Origin of the sequence: Streptomyces sp. KR55 (assembly GCF_052245645.1) — a bacterium.
GTDB classification, from domain to species: Bacteria; Actinomycetota; Actinomycetes; order Streptomycetales; family Streptomycetaceae; genus Streptomyces; species Streptomyces flavusporus.
The window spans coordinates 14466-31896 of record NZ_JBQQCE010000003.1; the positions used below are offsets into that span (position 1 = coordinate 14466).

Consider the following 17431-nt stretch of genomic DNA (forward strand, 5'->3'; position numbering starts at 1 on the left):
GTGACCGCGGCGAACGTGCAGGACACCGGGACGCCGAGGTACCTGTGCTGGAACGGCTTCGCAGGCTGTACTTCTCCGTCCGGCTCGTCTGGGCGGACGGCGGCTATGCGGGCCGGCTCGTCGGCTGGGCAGCCGAGAAGCTCCAGCTCACCGTCGACATCGTCAAACGCTCCGACACCGCCACGGGCTTCGTGGTGCTGCCGCGCAGGTGGGTGGTGAAGAGAACACTGAGCTGGCTGATGCGCTCGCGTCGCCTGGTGCGCGACTACGAGACGCTGCCCGCCATGCACGAGTCCATGGTGCTGTGGTCGATGACCATGCTCATGAGCGGGCGCCTGGCCGGGCGCCGTCGAAGTGCCTTCAGCCGGCCGGCACCGCGAGCGGGGTGAACACCCCCGGCCGCACCTGAAGCGCCCATCCCCGCTCCACCTGGCGTTTCGCCTTCGACCGCAGTCCTTTGACCTTCGCCGGGACCGCCTCCAGGCCCAGGGCCGCTGCCAGTTGCTGACAGCGCATGCCCTCCCGGCCAGCATCCGACTCCAGCACGGACATGATCCGCTGGTAGTCCGCAGGCAGGACCGACGCTGTCACACCCTCGGCCCGTCGCGGCACCACCGACCCCGGCATCGCACCCCGCCGCGGCTCCATCACCGTGGATAGCGGCATGGCCAGCACCTCGGCCACCGTCACACGGGCATCCGCCAGACGCTGAAGCACCGTTTCCGCCTCGTCGAGCGCGGCCTGAACCCGCTCGGCCTCCTCCCGCAACCGTGCGATCTCTTCCCGGACCTGCTTCTCCCGGCCCTCCAGCAGACCGAGCACCGACGGCACCAGCCACCTCCACGAACGAGACGAGCGGACGAACACGCTCATCTCTCCCGCCGCCGACCGGAGTTCATGCCCGCCCACCCCGAACCAAAGAATCACGTTCGGAAAGCCGATGGCTTCTCAACGAACCAACAACACACCAGATCAGCCACCACCCACCACACCAACTAACCCCCTCCGAGCGTCATCCAGATCGGTTCCCAGGGCGGCGGCCCGAGCACGGCGGCGCGCTCCTGGGCGCTCTGTCGCACGCGCCCGTCCGGGAGTTCAGCCGTCTCGGCTACGAGGCCCACTGGATCGCCGAGCAGGACGGCATCCGCGTCCCGCTGAGCGAGGAGCGGCCGGCCAGCAGCCGCAACGTGCTTCGAAGCCTACGGCTGAGGAACGAGCGTCAGGGTCGCGCACCGGGACCCGCACCGAACGCCTCGGTGCGGGTCCCGTCGGCCCATCAGTAGACGGACATGCTCTTCGCGTCGAGTAGCCTCTGGAACGGGTAGTAGTAGCTCCTGCCGACGACCGAGTCGCTGCAGGGCGCGTCGAGCTCGAAGGCGCCGGACGTGATGCCGAGTGCGGTGGTGCCGATGAAGAGCGGGCCTCCGCTGTCACCGCTCCGCAGGCAGAGCGTCGTCTCGATCATGTGCTCGCGCGTGATGCCGCCGCCGAAGTTGACCGTCGTGTCCACCTGCAGCACCGTGCCCGACATGTCCTGGCTGGTAGCGCCGGTACGTCTGACGGTCTCCCCGTCATCGGGGTAACGGGATCTGTCGATCTGCGAGATCGTGCCGTCCCTGAACCGGATCGTCCCGTACGGGGTGACGTCGGCGTTGCGGTAGTCGATGACCGCCCAGTCGCCGGGTCTGTCGTTCCAGTCGATCACCGTGCCGATGCGGGTGCTTCCCTCGCCCACATACCAGTTGTCGTTGCCTCTGGCACAGTGCCCGGCAGTGAGCAGGTACTTGTTCCCGGTGTTGCCCTGCACGTTGAACCCGGCGCTGCAGTAAGAGCCCGAGCCGTTATTGATCATCATGCCGCCGTGCAGCGGGGTCTCGGCCTCCCGCAGCGTGCCGGAGAGCCGCTCGATGCGCACCGCGCCCGGGTGCGCCGCGGCGACCGCCTCGATGCGGGCCCGGTCGGCGGCCGGGACACCGTCGTGGATCCCGACGGACACCTGGTTGCTGCTGGGGTCGACACCCCACGAGGTGTTGCCGATCCAGCCCAGCCGGTCGAGCTGGGCATGAACGGCCTTGAGTTCCTTCATGCTGTGCGCGACCAGCTCCGGCGTCCCGCCGGCGTTCCGGACGGTCTGTGCGGCGGCCTCGTCGGTCACCGCGACGACCAGGCGGCCGTCGGCGTGGTAGACGCCCCCGGACCGGTCGTCACCGAGCCGGGCGGCCAGCGCGGTCAGCGCCGCGGGGTCGGCGGACGGCGCCGGTGTCTCCCGCGCGTGCGCGGGGGGCAGTTCGGCCTGCTCAGCGAGGTAAGCGCGGCGCGCGCCGATCCGCTCCAGTATCGGGTCCACCGATCCCCCTGCCGTCCGCGTGACGCCGCGTGCAGGCAGAACAGGCAGTCACCAAAGGATCCTCGACGGACGATCAAGCCCGACGATCATGCCGCACTGCCAGCACGAGTACACCCAACCACCGCCACACCAGACCCGTGACCAGCAACTTCAGGATGAAACGAGCTCAATCGTGCGGCGTGAACAGCAGATTCCGCGTCTTGCGTGGCCGGGGCGCATACCATGGCACGAGGGTCCCGTCGGCCTCGGTGACCCAGTTGCAGTCGTAGCCGAGGGGGTTGAACTCGGAGAGGAGCGCGTCCATCTCCGCGTCCCGCAGCGCTTCGAGCATCACGGTCGGCCGATCACGCTTCAGCACCTGCCGGGCTCCTTCGAGGACCGACATCTCATGGCCCTCGACGTCGATCTTGATGAGGTCCAGCTTGGTATCGGCGAACACCTCATCCAGGGACAGCAGTCGGATCCGCTTCAGCTCGGCGTCGACGGCGGCCGCCTCCAGGGTCGAGCCCGTGGAGAGTAGGTTTCCCGAGAAGCGGACGCTGATCTCGGCCCACCCCGCGTGGCTGGAGACCCCAGCCTGGTAGAGCTTGACGTTCTGGACGCTGTTCGATCGGACGTTCACCGAGAGGCGGGCGTGGATCTGGTCCACCGGCTCGAAGGCATGCACCTTCGCCTTCGGGTTGGCTAGGGCGGCGATCATCGAGAAATAGCCGACGTGCGCGCCGACGTCGGCGATCGTTGCGCTCGTCGCGGCCAGCTTGGACCAGGTGGCGAGGCTGCCGGGCTCGTAACCGAACTCACCATTCCACAAGGTGTCGAGGGCGACCGCGTCGTCGTTCACGCAGAACATGACGAATGGTGGGCAATAGGGTGAGTTGATCTCTGCGTAGCCCCTGTAGGGGTGCTTCTTGCGGTGGGTGACGATGATGTCGCTCGTGCTGACCGGCCGGACGGATGGTGCGTGGGCCAGCATGCGGGCATTCGCTTCTTCGAGCTGGGGTATACGCATGCTGCGATCGTAGGGCCCCATCTCGGTCTGTCGCAGGCTCCCGGAACATACGCGGGTGGGCCGCGGCACGTGATCCTGGAGTCACGGGCCGCGGCCCACCGTACGGGCCACCGAACCTCAGGGGCGTACGGCCTTCTTCAAAGCCCGGGCCTTGCGCACCACCCGGCGTGCCGTCGCGTTGCGCGGCAGGAAGGACAGCCGTTCCGGGATGCCGCCGGGCAGGCCCAGCGAGGTGAGCCGCTTGCGCTTGAAGTAGCGCTGGGTGCGCGGGCCGAAGTGCTCGGAGAGGTAGCGCTCGGCCGCCGGGCGCAGGCTCGCGTAGATCTGCGGCTGCATGGTGAACCCTATGGCGGTGACCAGGGCCCACAGCGTGTCCGCCGGGACGGTCTCCTCGCCCTTACGGTTCTCCAGGTCCGGCAGCACCGCGTCGGCCAGCACCGCCGGGACCCGGTTGCTGTTCTGGTACGGCGTCAGCCGCTCCAGGAGCGGCTCGGTGCCGATACGGGCGACCGGCAGGTCGTAGAACGCGGAGGCGGTGAACAGCGCCGTCGAGAAGCAGCCGACGACCAGTCCGGGCCGGGACTTCTCGAACAGCACCTCGGCGAGGACGGGTGTGTCCAGGACGGTGAGGTCGACGCCGAGCTTCTCGGCCTCGGTCTCCAGGATCCGGCTGTAGCGGGCCGGCGCGGTGGGGTGCGGCTTGAACACGATGGAGCGGTGCCCGCGGGCCACCGCCCCCCGCATCATCCGCACGTGCAGGTCCTCCTCCTCGGCCGGGGAGAGGATGTTCAGCGCGGACAGGTACTGGCCGAGCAGCAGCGCCGCGTTGTCCGGCAGCAGGGGCAGCTCGCCCGCGGCGCCGGTGAGGCCGCTCATCACCTTCAGGAAGGCGTCCGTCGGCACCACCTGCGCCGGCACGTCGAACTCGGTGAGCAGCAGCGGCGTGAGCCCCGGCACCAGGTCCAGATGCAGCAGCCGCCGCACCCGGGTGCCGACCAGCGGGTCGAGCTTGTTGCGGGTGGGGCCGTAGCTCATCAGCCCGTCGGCGTAGACGACGAGGGGGGCGCCGGTGAAGATCTGGGCCAGCGCGAGCGCCGGGTTGACCTGGATGGACTCCATGACCAGTTCCACCCGGTCGTCGCCCAGCCCCCACAGCAGCCGCAGATGGCGCTCGAACAGTGGCATGTCGTCGGGGCGCGGCGCCCAGGCGCCGGGGTGGAAGGGCCGGATCGCCTCGTTGTACGACAGGACGTCGTCGAAGTGGTCGCGCAGCGTGCCGAAGCCCGGCATCTCGTCGACGGCCGGGGTGGTCTCCGGCGTGGCCGAGTTGTTGAACACCAGCAGCACCCGGCGGTCCGCCTCGGCGAAGCAGTCCGAGTCGATCGCGGCGGCCAGGGTCGCGGCGCCGTACAGCGTCGAGACGCAGAAGATCTGGGTGGTACGGGACATCAGGCAGCCGCCTTCGCTGTGGTGACCCGGCGCCGCAGCCGCCGCAGCTTGGAGGCGCGGCGCAGGTCCATGGTGTCGAGTACGTCGCCGAGCGCGTCCTGCGGCATGCGCTTTATCGCCGCCGCGCTCATGATCCGCAGCTGCTTGGCCACGGCCGGTTCGAACTTGTCGATCTCCGACAGGTGGTGGGCGATGATCGCGCAGTAGGTGCGCACCGCCTTGGGCAGCAGCACGTCGGCGTCACGGTCCGCCGCCGTCTCCTCGACGACCTGGTCGAAGGCGCGGATGAAGTCGAGCTGGCGGACGTCACCGATCTGCGTGAGGGAACCGGCGACTCCGCGCCGGTAGAACACGCCGAGCAGGTTCAGTACGGCGAAGGACTCCGCCTCACGGTGCAGCTTCCAGATCCACGGCCGGTCCTCGGCCGTGCGCAGTCCGTCGGTGAAGTGCAGGACGCCCTTGTCCAGCAGACGGCGGTGGAAGGCGCCCGCCCAGGCGTAGGCGTAGTCCACGGAGGTCGTGCGGTGGGCGGGCAGGATGTGGTCGCGGGGGTTCATCACCTCGTACCGCCGCCCGACGGGCACACGGGTCACGCTGCGGGCGCGGGCGGTGGCCTGCACGTGGTCGGTGCGCACGAAGTCGCAGCCCAGCTCCTCGATGGCCGCCACCAGCTCGGTGTAGTAGCCCGGGGCCAGCCAGTCGTCACCGTCCAGGAAGGTGATGTACTCGCCGGTCGCGGCATCGAGGCCGGTATTGCGAGCGGTGGCCAGCCCTCCGTTTTCCTCTCTGCGGATATAGCGCACCTGAGCGACCGCGGAGAGTTCATCGGCCGCACGTTCGAGAATGGCCGGTGTTTCGTCCTTCGATTTGTCATCGACCAGGATGAACTCGAAGTCCGGCCTGGCATTGGCGCGAAGGCTTCTCAGGTTGTCGGGGGCGTATTGCTGCACGTTGTAGAACGGCACGATCACGGAAAGCTTTGGCACCTGCGAAAGCCTAGGAGCTGGCCCCGCTGCGGAACTTTCCGGTGAGGGTACTGAGGGTGAACTCAATGTGTCGGAACGGTGCATCCCGTGTACTTCCTGGACTTCGGCGGGGCAGTTCGGCTCTCGGTGGGTTGCTGTTAACTTTTCGTTGAGGCGAGGTTGGCCAGCAACTAGAAATTGCTTCGTAGCGTCTTGGACGTGCCACCAAGTACAACGAAGCCCACGCGGATCGCAGTACTCGCGGACTCCGACACCCGATGGAAATGGGGTGCCCTGACCGCGAGCCGTATCGCTCCGGGCCCGTCCATGGAAGCCGGACCGCAAGGCGAGGCGCAAGTTGCCCCTGCCCTGGACGGATTTCTACTGCGCGGCCGGGCGACCCCCACCCCCCGCCAACTGGCCGAAGTGGGCGTCCGCGCCGACTCCCTCAGGGAGGTCACGGCCGTCGAGTTCCTGCGCATCATGGCGCAGGAGTCGTACGACGTCCTGGTCCTCTCCCTGGTCGGCGGCGGCGTCCAGGCGATGCTGCACGGCCTCGGGCGTGTCTGGGCGGACCGCGAGACGCGGCCCGTCGTCGTCACCGGCTATGTCGGCGTCGTCTACGAGAAGCTCGCCGACGGCCTTCTGCTGCGGCACGGCGCGGACCTCGTCCTCGCCAACTCCCGCCAGGACGCCGAGCGTTTCCGCGCGGTCTACGACGGGGTCGGCGCCGACTCCTCCGCGGTCACCGAGGTGGCACTGCCGTTCCTGGGCGGCGCGAAGTACACCGGCGAGCACGACCCCTACACCGTCGTCTTCGCCGCCCAGCCGTCCGTTCCGGAGAGCCGCAAGGACCGGACGTACCTGCTGGACCGCCTGGTCCAGCACGCGCGGCTGCACCCCGAACGCGAGGTGCTGCTCAAGCTGCGCTCCAAGCCGGGCGAGCACACCACCCACATCGAGGAACTGCCGTACCAGAAGCTGGCGCAGAAGCTCGGCGATCTGCCGCCCAACTTCCGGCTCGTGTACGGCAACATGGGCGAGGTCCTCGACCGCACCGACCTCCTGGTCACCGTCAGCTCGACGGCCGCGCTGGAGTCACTGCACCGCCGGATCCCCACCGTCGTCCTGACCGACCTCGGCGTGCGCGAGGTACTCGGCAACCACCACTTCGTCGGCTCCGGCTGCCTCGCCTCCTGGGACCAGCTCGACGCCGGGCACCGGCCCACGCCGGACGCCGACTGGGTGGCCCGGCAGGGCGTCGCCGCGGACGGCTCGTACGACACGGCCTTCGACGCGGCCCGCGAGCGGATCGCCAAGCTGCTCGGCCGGCCCGGCGGACTGCCGCCCCTGACGCCGTACTACACACCCGCGACCGCCCCCGGCTATCTGCCCGGCATTCTCGCCCGCCACCACCTCGGCCCCGACGGCACCCCGCTGCCCGGCGCCCCCGCCCACGACAAGGAGCCCGGCCCGGTCCGCCAGATAGTCCGCCGCGCCGCCCGCGGCGCCTACCGGCACGGCGTCCAGCGGGTCGCGCCCGTCATCCGGCGGATGGGGGAGCTGTGAGCCACGGGACCTCACCTCACGCACGTCAAGGAGTAGAGCCAATGTCCAACCCGGAAGCAGGCCAAGGCGCTTCGGTGCGCCGGGTGCTCGCGGTGATCCCCGCGCGCGGCGGCTCCAAGGGCGTACCCGCGAAGAACCTCGCCCCGGTCGGCGGCATCCCGCTGGTGGCCCGCGCGGTGCGCGAGTGCATCGCCAGCCGCCTGGTGACCGACGTCGTCGTCTCCACCGACGACCAGGCCATCGCCGCCGCCGCCCGCTCGGCCGGCGCCGAGGTCGTGCTGCGCCCCGCCGCCATCGCCGGTGACACCGCCACCTCCGAGGCCGCCGTGCTGCACGCCATGGACGCCCACGAGGCGCTGCACGGCTCCCCGGTCGACGCCGTCCTGCTCGTCCAGTGCACCAGCCCGTTCCTGATCCGCGAGGACATCGACGGCGTGGCCGGCGCGGTCGTCGAGAACGGCGCCGACACGGCCGTCACCGTCGCACCCTTCCACGGCTTCATCTGGCGCGACGCCGACGCCGAGGCCGCGGCCGACAGCGTCGTCACCGCCGCCGACTCCCTCAGCACGGGCGGCGGCTACGGCGTCAACCACGACAAGTCCTTCCGCCCGCGCCGCCAGGACCGCCCCCAGGACCTGCTGGAGACCGGCGCCGCCTACGCGATGAACGCGGCCGGCTTCCGCGAGCACCAGCACCGCTTCTTCGGCCGCACCGAGCTGGTGCGCACCGACCCCGCGCGCGTGCTGGAGATCGACGACCCGCACGACCTCGCCCGCGCCCGGGCCCTCGCGCCGCTGTTCGACGCGGACCGCCCCGGCGCCCTTCCGACCGCCGCCGACATCGACGCGGTCGTACTCGACTTCGACGGCACCCAGACAGACGACCGGGTGCTGATCGATGCCGATGGACGGGAGTTCGTCTCCGTGCACCGTGGAGACGGCCTTGGCATCGCGGCCCTGCGACGCAGCGGCCTGACCATGCTGATCCTGTCCACGGAACAGAACCCGGTCGTCGCCGCCCGGGCCCGGAAGCTCAGGATCCCGGTACTGCACGGCGTCGACCGGAAAGACCTCGCGCTGAAGCAGTGGTGCGAGGAGCAGGGCATCGCGCCGGAGCGCGTGCTCTACGTCGGCAACGACGTCAACGACCTGCCGTGCTTCGCCCTCGTCGGCTGGCCGGTAGCGGTCGCGAGCGCCCACGACGTGGTACGCGGCGCCGCACGCGCGGTCACCACCGTCCCCGGTGGCGTCGGCGCGATCCGAGAGATCGCCGGCTGGATCCTCGGACCCTCTCTCGACTCTCTCGACCCCTCCACCAAGTAAGGAAAGTTCCTGCCATGAGCACCAACTCCCGCCTCCGTACGTTCGGTTCCCGCGAGGTCGGCCCCGGCAAGCCCGTCTACATCTGCGGCGAGATCGGCATCAACCACAACGGCGAGCTGGAGAACGCCTTCAAGCTCATCGACGTGGCCGCCGAGGCGGGCTGCGACGCGGTCAAGTTCCAGAAGCGCACCCCGGAGATCTGCACCCCGCGCGACCAGTGGGACATCGAGCGCGACACCCCCTGGGGCCGGATGACCTACATCGACTACCGCCACCGCGTGGAGTTCGGTGAGGCCGAGTACCGCCAGATCGACGAGTACTGCAAGGAGAAGGGGATCGACTGGTTCGCCTCCCCGTGGGACACCGAGGCCGTCGCCTTCCTGGAGAAGTTCGACGTCCCCGCCCACAAGGTCGCGTCCGCGTCCCTGACGGACGACGAGCTGCTGAAGGCGCTGCGCGCCACCGGCCGCGCGGTCATCCTCTCCACCGGCATGTCGACGCCGAAGCAGATCCGCCACGCGGTCGAGGTCCTGGGCTCCGACAACATCCTCATGTGCCACGCCACCTCCACCTACCCGGCGAAGGCCGAGGAGCTGAACCTCCGCGTGATCAACACGCTGGAGAAGGAGTTCCCGAACGTCCCGATCGGCTACTCCGGCCACGAGACCGGCCTGCAGACCACCCTCGCCGCGGTCGCCCTCGGGGCGACCTTCGTCGAGCGTCACATCACCCTCGACCGTGCCATGTGGGGTTCGGACCAGGCCGCCTCCGTGGAGCCGCAGGGCCTCACGCGCCTGGTGCGCGACATCCGCACCATCGAGGCCTCCCTCGGTGACGGCGTCAAGAAGGTCTACGAGTCCGAGCTGGGCCCGATGAAGAAGCTGCGCCGCGTCCAGGGCGTCGTCGCCGAGGCGGAGATCGCCGCGGCGGCGGGCGAGCCGCTCCAGGTCTGACGGCACCGTCAGCCCCTCACAACCCCCACAACGCCCTACGACGGGACGGTCGTACGCCGATGAGCCCCCGCGCCGGGAATGCCGGCCCTCACACTCTCGCCTTCGTCGAGAGTCCGGTACAGCTCCTGAACGTGCTGGAGTGGGCGCATGTCCACGCACCCGGCGCGGGGCTCATGCTCGTGGTCCTGTCGCCCGTCGACCCGATGACCCGCGGTCAGCTGCGGCGGATGGCGGAACTGGCGCGCGAGGAGGGCTACGAGGTCCGCTGGGAGGAAGCGCGCGGCGGCGCGACGGCACCCTTCCAGACGATCGGCGGGCTCATGGGGCCGCTGCGCCGCGCGGAACGGATCGTCATGGGCGATCCGTTCTCGCGGTACGTACAACTTCTGCTGACGATAACGCGGGCCCGTGACCTGGTGGTCGTGGACGACGGGACGGCGACGATGGAGTTCGTCGCCCAACTCGCCCGCGGTGAACGCCTGGAGCGCTGGCACCGGCGGGGCAGCCGTCCCGGCCCGCGCGATCTGCTCTTCGCTCCGGTGTCGTCCTCCGCCCGGCGCCGCCTGACGCCCGGCGAGCGCCGCCGGGTCGAGATCTTCTCCTCGATGCCGATCGACGAGGCGCCGGGCGGCGTCACCGTCACCGCGAACGACTTCTCCTGGACCCGCACCCGCTTCGGCCCGCCCCGCATCACCAAGAGCGCCGACATGGTCGGCACCTCGCTGGTCGAGACGGGCGTCGTGGACGGCGAGCGGTACATCGACGCCGTACGGTCCCTCGCCAAGGCGCACGGGGCCCGCCGCTACTTCGCCCACCGCCGCGAGAGCACCGACAAACTCCACCGGCTCGCGGTGGAGACGGGCCTGGAGATCGTCCGCCCCGACCTCCCCCTGGAACTCATCGCCCGCCGCGGCCCGGTCGGCCGCACGATCCTCAGCTTCCCGTCCACGGTCGTCCACACCCTCCCGCTGGCCCTCGCCGGCACGGACGTCCGCGTCGCCGTCTGCGACATCAACCCCGAATGGCTCACCCGGACCGCCTCACCGCGCGCCCAGGGCTTCCTGGACGGAGTGACGGGGACGGCCCGCGATGTGCACCGGCTGTCGGCGGTGACGGCGGTGTGAGTCGGCCGACGGGCGACAACTGCCGTGCTCGGCCCGGCGATAACCGCTTGTTACCCTCTGACCTGCGAGGTTGGCTGAGGTGAGAGGCGGGTCGTGGCAGCTGCCGGACATGACGACGATGCTGACGCTGCGTCGAGCAGGGCCGAGACGCTCCGTCGACGGGCCGAGCGGGCCTTCCGCTCCGGCCGGGCCGACCTGGCCCACCAGATCGCCGTCCGGGCACTGACCGAGGCCGGGCGGACGACGGACTCCCGCGCCCTGCTCCTGGAACACCTCGGCCGCTATCTCGACGCGGGAAGCACCAGCTGGGAGCACGACTACTTCGAGCAGTCCCTCGCCGAGCTGGGGCCGAAGGCTCCGCTGCACGAGCGGATCCGGGTGCTCTGCTCCTCCGGCCTCGCCGGGCTGCGGCGCGGCCGCACCGACGACGGCGTACGGCTGCTCCACGAGGCCGCAGAGCTGGCCCGCGAGGCCGACGACACCGAGCTGGAGACCGTCGTCTGCACGGTCGTGGCCGAGGCCGCCCTCACCCTGGGCCACCTCGACGAGTCCCTCCACCGCACCCGGCGGGCCCGCCGCCTGGGCCTCGAGTCCCAGCAGTACCACCTGGTCGTACGCTCCTACTTCAACGAGGCCCGCGCCACCTACCTACGCACCGGGAACGTCGCCGACGCCGCCCGTATCCGCGGCGCAGGCCTGGCCTACGCCGCCGAACACGGCGAACTGGCCACCGAGGAGGGCAACACGCTGCGCCTGGCCCTGATCGAGGACCTGATCGAGGCCGGCCGCTGGACCGAGGCCGACGACCTGCTGAGCGACCCGGCACCGCACGAGCGGCACGGTTCGCTCAACGAGGTCGAGGAGGCACTCGTACGGGCCTGGCTGCAGAGCTGGCACAGCCGGGATGTGGACCCGGCACCGTCGTTGGTCCGGCTGGTGGCGACCAGCAGCCCGCTGCACGAGGCGTACTTCCTCAGCCTGGCGCTCGCTGTGGCGGCCAGGCTCGGTGATCACGCGGCCGTCGAGGAGCTGACCGGCCGTGCGCTCCTCCTGGCCGGCGGGCACCTCGCACCTCCCAGCAGCGGCCTGTACGTCATCGACGCGCTGGCTTCCGCGATCCACGCCCAGACGGCCGGCCCCCGGCCGCCCATGCTGCACCCCGGCACCACGCCGCACCGGTTGCTGGAGATCGTGGAGGGCGTCTACGCCCGGGTACGCCACCATGTGGCCGCGCCCTACGAACTGACGGACGGCGTGGTGGCCGTGGCGCGTGCGGAAGCGGCACGGGTGCCGGGAGGATCCTGGGAGCAGGACGAGGCGGAGCACTGGGACACCGCCATCTGGGTCTTCCGCCGCACCCATGCCCGTGCCCGCCTGGTCCACGCCCTGCTGGGACGGGCGGCCGTGTACGGACCGGGTGACGAACGCGCGGCCGAGCTGCTCGACGAGGCGGAGCGCATCGCCGTACCCATGGGGGCGAAGCCGTACCTCGAACGGATCGCCCGGCTGCGGGCGCCCCGTCTTCCGGACCGTCCCCCGGATCGTGCGCCGGCCGCGCGCCGGCCGCCCCCGGCACCGTCGGCCGACCTGACACCACGCCAGCGCGAGGTGATCGCCCGCCTCGCCGAGGGCCGCACGGACCGGGAGATCGCCGAGGAACTGCGCCTGAGCGTCCGCACGGTCAACGCGCATGTCGCCCAGCTCCTGACCAGACTGGGCGTGCGCAACCGTGCGGAGGCCGTGGGGTGGTACTACCGCTCCGAGGACGGACGCGGTGCGGAGCGCGGTACGTCGGGCTGACCCACGATCGGTCCGGTCACCGTCGGCGTGGTGCTCCTCGTACCGCTGCGGCAGGCCGCCGTGCCCGCCACGCACACCAGCACCACACCGGCCAGCCGGCCCGCGTCCGGGGTCTGGGCGAGGACGAGGAAACCGATGCCCGTCGCGACCGCCGGTTCCAGGCTCATCAGCGTGCCGAACGCCCCCGCCGTCAGGCGGCGCAGCGCGAACAGTTCCAGTACATGCGGGGCGATCGGCAGCAGCACCGCGGCCAGCGCCGAAACGACCAGCACATGTGGGCTCCACCAGTCCGCCTCCGCCTCGCCGCCCGCCACCACTCCGGTGCACAGGGCCGCCACGGCCGTGGACAGCGCGACGCCTTGCTGACCGGGCAGCCGGTCGCCGACCCGCTGGGTGAGCACGATGTAGCTGCCGAGCCCTGTCGCGGCACCCAGTGCGTAGCCGATCCCCAGCCAGTCCGCGGACGCCTCCCAGGGCCGGGTGAGCAGCAGCACCCCGCCCAGCGCCAGCAGCGGCCACACCAGGTCGGCACGTCGCCGCGACCCCACGACAGCCACCAGCAGCGGCCCGGTGAACTCCACCGCGCTGACCGTGCCCAGTGGCAGCCGGTCGATGGCCTGGAAGGAGCACAGGGTCATCACCGCGCTGGCGCAGCCGAGCGCCGCCGTCGCGCCCAGGCTGCGGCGGGGCAGACGACGGAGCCGCGGCCGGGTCCATACGAGCAGCAGTACTGCCGCGCAGCTCAGCCGCAGCCAGGCCGTCCCGGCCGGCGAAACCCGGTCGAAGAGGGGCACGGCGAGCGAGGCGCCGGTCTGCACGCTGACCATGGCGCAGACAGTGGCGGCCATCGCCGGTGCGGCAGTGCGGACGGGGGAGGCGGCGGGCGGGGCGGGCGCAGTGGGCGCGGTGGAGGTCATGCCGGTACGGGGGCGTACGCGGCGGTCGCCCGGACGAGGAACGCGGTTTCCGCGTAGAAGAACTCCCCGTCCTGCGCGGCCCGTTCCACGGACGCGGTCCACTCGTCGATCTCGGCGACCGACAGTGGTCCCGTCCCGTTGACCGCGCGTTCCCGCAGGGCCGCGGCGATCTGCTCCACCCGGTGCCGGGCGAATCCGGTCAGCTCCGTCCCCACCGTCACATGCGTGTCGACGTGCTCCATCCGCAGCAGGCTCTTGCGCACCAGGGCGGCCGCCTTGCGCCCCATCCAGGCGTCGCTGAACTCCATCCACTCCTCGGGGAACTCGGCCCATCCGTGGCACACGGCACGCGTCAGCTCCGGGTCGCCCGCGCGGATCACCAGGGCGTCGTAGTCGGTGTGCGAGATCACCGCCGTACCGCCCGGCCGCAGCAGCCGGGCCACTTCGTCGATCAGCGCCGCCGGGTCGCGCAGGAACTCCAGGACGTCGTGGCAGACGACCGCGTCCATGCTGCCGGCGGCGTACCGGGTCGGCTTGTTGAGGTCGTGCACCTCGATCTCGGCGTCCCCGACCAGTAGGGTCCGCGTGGCCGCCACCGCCTACAGATCGACGTCGCACCCGTGTAGTAAGGCGCCCGGCACCCGCTCCGCCACGGCCTGCAGTGTCCCGCCAGTTCCGCACCCGAGGTCCAGCACCCGCTGTCCGGTGGCCACGTCCAGGCTCGTGGCCAGCGCACGGTGTATCGAGTGACCAGGCATGGGCATACGAATGTCCTCCACAACTCTGAGACGAGCAGCACTGGTGACGTTTCTACGGGTGCTTGTGGGAGGAGCGCTTCGGTAGTTCTACCTAGCCGTGATCACTTGGCCGAAAACTCCCTCTTCAGGGCTTCGATGAAGGGGGTGAAGGCCTCGGTTGGGACGCTGAGGGTCCCGTAGGACGGGGCCTTCGAGTCGCGGATGGCCATGTGGGTGCGGCGGTCTGAGATTTCCACGCAGGCGTTGCCGTCGCCGCCACCGGAGTATGACGACTTCCGCCAGTTGTCGGGAGTGTTCACCGTGTGCCTCACAGCTCTTTGGCCAGCTTGTGGATCAGTTCACGCGACCGTTCGGGATCGAGTGACGCAGCTTCTACTCTACGGAAAAGTGTTCGAAAGACGCTGAGTTGGGCCTCGGAGTCGATGAACGTCGTGCCGTGAGGGCCGTCGCGCACCACGGTGTCCAGCTTCGGGACGCCGCCGCCCGCGTAAATCATGGCGCTGCCGGTGTCGTCGAAGCGTTCCAGGGCGAAGGGGATGACACGGACGGTGATGTGATCCGCTTCGGAGAGTTCCAGGATGCGGGCGAGCTGAGCCTGTGCGGCAGCCCGGCCACCGACTCTGATCCGCAGGGCCGCCTCGTGGATCACCGCCTCGTACGGGATCGGCGTGGCCCCTTCGATGATCAGGCGCCGCTGCATGCGATGCCGAACGCGCAACTCTAGCTCTCCCTCGGGGAGTTCCGGAATGCGGGTTGAGAAGAGCGCCCGTGCGTAGTCCTCGGTCTGCAGAAGGCCTGACACGTGGAGCAGGTCCACGTCCCATCGGAAGGTGGCGTTGTGTTCCAACTCGGACAAGTCCAGGAATGACGTGGGCAGATGCCCCCGGTACTCCTCCCACCAGCCGCGCGTCCGGTCGGTCGCCATCGCCGTCAAGGCTTCGACGAATTCCTCGTCCGTGCAGGCGTAATGCCCTGCAAGTCGGCGCAGTCGCTGCTCGCTGACGCCCGAGGTGCCCAACTCGATCTGGCTGATCTGGACGGAGTTCACGCCGAGCAGTGCTGCTGACTCGCGTGCACTGAGCCCTGCCGCTTCGCGGAGCCTGCGCAATTCGACCGCCAGCCGCAACTGTCGCGCCGTGGGCTCGCGCTTGGTTCCCATCGACTGCTCCTTGGTTCAACGCGCTTGCGAGCGCGACTCGTTCGGGGGTCAGGTTAGGCGATTGGCTTGCCGCTTCTTAAATCTAAGGTCTACCGTCGGTGATGCGACGCACACTCTGCGGAACGCCGGGATCCCGGAAGCGCACCACTCCGTCCTGCCATGACGGCTGCGGCACTGCCACCGCCCGCTGACCGCAACCCCAAACCATCGAACAGGAGTTGACGCATGCCCGAAACCGCACCCGAAGCCGACTCCGAGTCCTGGGAGTACTCCCTCTACATCCCGAACGACCTGCGCGCCGTCACCATCAGCCGCCGCACCCTCCGCCTGATCCTCACCATGCATGGCCTGATCAACCTCGTCGACGTCGCCGAACTGCTCGCCACTGAGCTGGTCTCCAATGCCGTACGCCACACGAAGGGGCCCGCCGCCCTGCGTGTGCGCTGGGCGGCGGGCGTGCTGCGGTTTGGGGCCTGGGACGCCGATCCCGAACCGCCTGAACCGCCAAGGTCGTGGGATCAGCTCGCCGAGCTGGAGGAAGGGCGCGGGCTCGCCCTCGTCCGGGCCTGCAGTGATCTGTGGGGATGGCAGCCGCTGTCCAGGCACGGCAACAGGGGCAAGTACGTCTGGTGCGAGATGACCACGTAGGTCACGGCCGCTTGCGGGCCAGGACGAACGCGCGAGGGCGCGTCTCCTCGTCCACCGGTTCGCGCAGGACGCGGGCCTGGACCTGAAGGTCCGCCTTGGCCAGGTGGGCGGCGACCGTGTCCGGGGTGCGCAAGTAGTAGTCGAGCGATATCTCGTGGCCGAAGCGTTCCGCTCCACGGTCGTCCACACCCTCCCGCTGGCCCTCGCCGGCACGGACGTCCGCGTCGCCGTCTGCGACATCAACCCCGAATGGCTCACCCGGACCGCCTCACCGCGCGCCCAGGGCTTCCTGGACAGAGTGACGGGGACGGCCCGCGATGTGCACCGGCTGTCGGCGGTGCGGGCGGTGTAGCGATCCGCGAATGAGAGGATGCGCGGACCGCAGTACCGGCCAGCAAGCAGGGGGAGAGGCATGGAGATACTCGTGTTGTCCGGCGTTCTGGCGCTCGCCGTCGGAGGATGCGTCTGCGTCGTGTGGGCGGAACGGGGCGGCCCGCGCTGGGTGCGCGTGGTGGCCGCTGTGACCCTGACGGCCGGCAAGCTGCTGCGCAGTTCGGGGCGCACGAGCCGGAGCTCCGGCTCAGATGGCGACTAGGGGCGCCCCGTCGGCCTTGCGGGCCAGGAGAAACGCCCGAGGGCGCTTCTCCTCCTCCTGGGGCTCGCGCAAAACACGGGCTTGGACGTCGAGGCCGGCCTTCGTCAGGAGGTCGGTCACCTTTTCGGGCGTACGCCAGTGGTAGTGCAGGGCGATCTCGTGGCCGAAGCGTTCCGTGAGGTGGAGACGGTCCTCCGTGTCGCCGTACTGAAAGCCCACCAGGACGTGTCCGCCGGGGAGCAGAACGCGGTGGAACTCGGCGAACGTCGCCGGCAGGTGCTCGTCCGGGATGTGGATGATCGAGTACAGCGCCAGCACGCCGGCCAGTGTCCCGTCCGGCAGGTCCAGGCTCGTCATCGAACCCACATGGAAGCGCAGACCGGGGTGCGCCCGGCGGGTCAGCTCCACCATCCGCGGGGAGACGTCCACGCCGAACACCGGGACACCGAGGCCGTCCAGCATCGCCGTGACCCCGCCGGGACCCGAACCCAGGTCGGCCACCGGGGCGGGGGCGTGCGTGCGGGCGAGGTCGGCGAAGGCGCCGACCACGGCCCGGTCCACGGGCATGCCGGGGCCGTCGGGGAAGTGGGCCGCGTAGTCGTCGGCCATCGCGTCGTAAGAGCTGCGGGTGGCCTCCAGGAAGGCCGCGTCCAGATCGGTCACGGTCGCGCAGGCTACCGGGGAGCGCGTGCCGTGGGCGTCCGACAGATGAACGGGAGCGCGCGGGTGGGGCTGGGCGTGGTATGCGTGGAGGAACGCGGTGCCCGTGATCGGCTCAACCGGTAAAAACGGGCGAGTTTACCCACCCAAGTTGAT

20 protein-coding genes and 1 pseudogene are annotated in these 17431 nt (G+C 70.2%); 9 read left to right on the forward strand and 12 right to left on the reverse strand.

Annotated features, from left to right (window positions below):
* Window positions 1-44: 44 nt before the first annotated feature.
* Window positions 45-389 carry a transposase gene (locus ACTWQJ_RS00710; protein ID WP_443304646.1) on the forward strand — a complete coding sequence of 115 codons (345 nt, stop codon included), beginning with the start codon at window positions 45-47 and terminating at the stop codon, window positions 387-389.
* Here the strand turns inward: ACTWQJ_RS00710 and ACTWQJ_RS00715 are convergent.
* The 5 genes from ACTWQJ_RS00715 to ACTWQJ_RS00735 form a co-directional block, all read right to left on the reverse strand.
* Window positions 361-873, reverse strand: a complete 513-nt coding sequence (locus ACTWQJ_RS00715; RefSeq protein ID WP_443304647.1) for a hypothetical protein — start codon at window positions 871-873, stop codon at window positions 361-363. The genes ACTWQJ_RS00710 and ACTWQJ_RS00715 overlap by 29 nt on opposite strands.
* Before the next feature lie 403 nt (window positions 874-1276).
* Entirely contained in the window at window positions 1277-2347 is a 1071-nt protein-coding gene (locus tag ACTWQJ_RS00720) for a S1 family peptidase (RefSeq protein ID WP_443304648.1), read from the reverse strand.
* Between the two features lie 166 nt (window positions 2348-2513).
* Window positions 2514-3377 (reverse strand): FkbM family methyltransferase, encoded by an 864-nt coding sequence (locus ACTWQJ_RS00725; protein WP_443304649.1) that lies wholly within the window; start codon window positions 3375-3377, stop codon window positions 2514-2516.
* A gap of 96 nt (window positions 3378-3473) precedes the next feature.
* Window positions 3474-4805, reverse strand: coding sequence for an alpha-2,8-polysialyltransferase family protein (locus tag ACTWQJ_RS00730; protein ID WP_443304650.1), 1332 nt, complete (start codon window positions 4803-4805; stop codon window positions 3474-3476).
* Window positions 4805-5791: a glycosyltransferase family 2 protein gene (locus ACTWQJ_RS00735; protein WP_443304651.1), complete on the reverse strand. Its 987-nt coding sequence runs from the start codon at window positions 5789-5791 to the stop codon at window positions 4805-4807. Before ACTWQJ_RS00735 ends, ACTWQJ_RS00730 begins: the two co-directional genes overlap by 1 nt.
* Before the next feature lie 198 nt (window positions 5792-5989).
* Between ACTWQJ_RS00735 and ACTWQJ_RS00740 the strand changes: the two genes are divergently transcribed.
* The 5 genes from ACTWQJ_RS00740 (at window position 5990) to ACTWQJ_RS00760 (ending at window position 12538) form a co-directional block, all read left to right on the forward strand.
* Window positions 5990-7339 carry a DUF6716 putative glycosyltransferase gene (locus ACTWQJ_RS00740; RefSeq protein WP_443304652.1) on the forward strand — a complete coding sequence of 450 codons (1350 nt, stop codon included), beginning with the start codon at window positions 5990-5992 and terminating at the stop codon, window positions 7337-7339.
* A gap of 41 nt (window positions 7340-7380) precedes the next feature.
* Entirely contained in the window at window positions 7381-8661 is a 1281-nt protein-coding gene (locus tag ACTWQJ_RS00745) for a cytidylyltransferase domain-containing protein (protein WP_443304653.1), read from the forward strand.
* 14 nt (window positions 8662-8675) lie between these two features.
* Window positions 8676-9614: an N-acetylneuraminate synthase family protein gene (locus tag ACTWQJ_RS00750; protein WP_443304654.1), complete on the forward strand. Its 939-nt coding sequence runs from the start codon at window positions 8676-8678 to the stop codon at window positions 9612-9614.
* 59 nt (window positions 9615-9673) lie between these two features.
* The gene (locus ACTWQJ_RS00755) at window positions 9674-10738 is read left to right on the forward strand and encodes a hypothetical protein (protein WP_443304655.1); all 1065 of its coding nucleotides are present in this window, start codon (window positions 9674-9676) and stop codon (window positions 10736-10738) included.
* Window positions 10739-10831: 93 nt separating this feature from the next.
* The gene (locus ACTWQJ_RS00760; RefSeq protein ID WP_443304656.1) at window positions 10832-12538 is read left to right on the forward strand and encodes a response regulator transcription factor; all 1707 of its coding nucleotides are present in this window, start codon (window positions 10832-10834) and stop codon (window positions 12536-12538) included.
* Here ACTWQJ_RS00760 and ACTWQJ_RS00765 read toward each other — a convergent pair.
* The 5 genes from ACTWQJ_RS00765 to ACTWQJ_RS00785 form a co-directional block, all read right to left on the reverse strand.
* The gene (locus tag ACTWQJ_RS00765) at window positions 12490-13455 is read right to left on the reverse strand and encodes an EamA family transporter (protein ID WP_443304657.1); all 966 of its coding nucleotides are present in this window, start codon (window positions 13453-13455) and stop codon (window positions 12490-12492) included. The two genes, ACTWQJ_RS00760 and ACTWQJ_RS00765, sit on opposite strands and share 49 nt — an antisense overlap.
* Window positions 13452-14051, reverse strand: a complete 600-nt coding sequence (locus tag ACTWQJ_RS00770) for a methyltransferase domain-containing protein (protein ID WP_443304658.1) — start codon at window positions 14049-14051, stop codon at window positions 13452-13454. Before ACTWQJ_RS00770 ends, ACTWQJ_RS00765 begins: the two co-directional genes overlap by 4 nt.
* 3 nt (window positions 14052-14054) lie before the next feature.
* Window positions 14055-14219: a class I SAM-dependent methyltransferase gene (locus ACTWQJ_RS00775; protein WP_443304659.1), complete on the reverse strand. Its 165-nt coding sequence runs from the start codon at window positions 14217-14219 to the stop codon at window positions 14055-14057.
* A gap of 95 nt (window positions 14220-14314) precedes the next feature.
* Entirely contained in the window at window positions 14315-14512 is a 198-nt protein-coding gene (locus ACTWQJ_RS00780) for a DUF397 domain-containing protein (protein WP_443304660.1), read from the reverse strand.
* An 8-nt stretch (window positions 14513-14520) separates the two neighbouring features.
* Entirely contained in the window at window positions 14521-15372 is an 852-nt protein-coding gene (locus ACTWQJ_RS00785; protein WP_443304661.1) for a helix-turn-helix domain-containing protein, read from the reverse strand.
* A gap of 225 nt (window positions 15373-15597) precedes the next feature.
* Here ACTWQJ_RS00785 and ACTWQJ_RS00790 point away from each other — a divergent pair, with 225 nt between their 5' ends.
* Window positions 15598-16020 (forward strand): ATP-binding protein, encoded by a 423-nt coding sequence (locus ACTWQJ_RS00790; protein WP_443304662.1) that lies wholly within the window; start codon window positions 15598-15600, stop codon window positions 16018-16020.
* A gap of 1 nt (window position 16021) precedes the next feature.
* On the opposite strand, the gene ACTWQJ_RS00795 is transcribed toward ACTWQJ_RS00790, so the two are convergent.
* Window positions 16022-16153: a hypothetical protein gene (locus ACTWQJ_RS00795; protein ID WP_443304663.1), complete on the reverse strand. Its 132-nt coding sequence runs from the start codon at window positions 16151-16153 to the stop codon at window positions 16022-16024.
* 30 nt (window positions 16154-16183) lie between these two features.
* Between ACTWQJ_RS00795 and ACTWQJ_RS00800 the strand changes: the two are divergent.
* Both ACTWQJ_RS00800 and ACTWQJ_RS00805 read left to right on the forward strand, forming a co-directional pair.
* Window positions 16184-16372 (forward strand): annotated as a pseudogene (locus ACTWQJ_RS00800) (hypothetical protein); the annotation flags it as partial.
* A 60-nt stretch (window positions 16373-16432) separates the two neighbouring features.
* A complete protein-coding gene (locus ACTWQJ_RS00805; RefSeq protein WP_443304664.1) occupies window positions 16433-16615 on the forward strand; it encodes a hypothetical protein in 183 nt (60 codons plus the stop codon).
* Here the strand turns inward: ACTWQJ_RS00805 and ACTWQJ_RS00810 are convergent.
* The gene (locus ACTWQJ_RS00810; RefSeq protein WP_443304665.1) at window positions 16601-17278 is read right to left on the reverse strand and encodes a class I SAM-dependent DNA methyltransferase; all 678 of its coding nucleotides are present in this window, start codon (window positions 17276-17278) and stop codon (window positions 16601-16603) included. The genes ACTWQJ_RS00805 and ACTWQJ_RS00810 overlap by 15 nt on opposite strands.
* Window positions 17279-17431 lie beyond the last annotated feature (153 nt).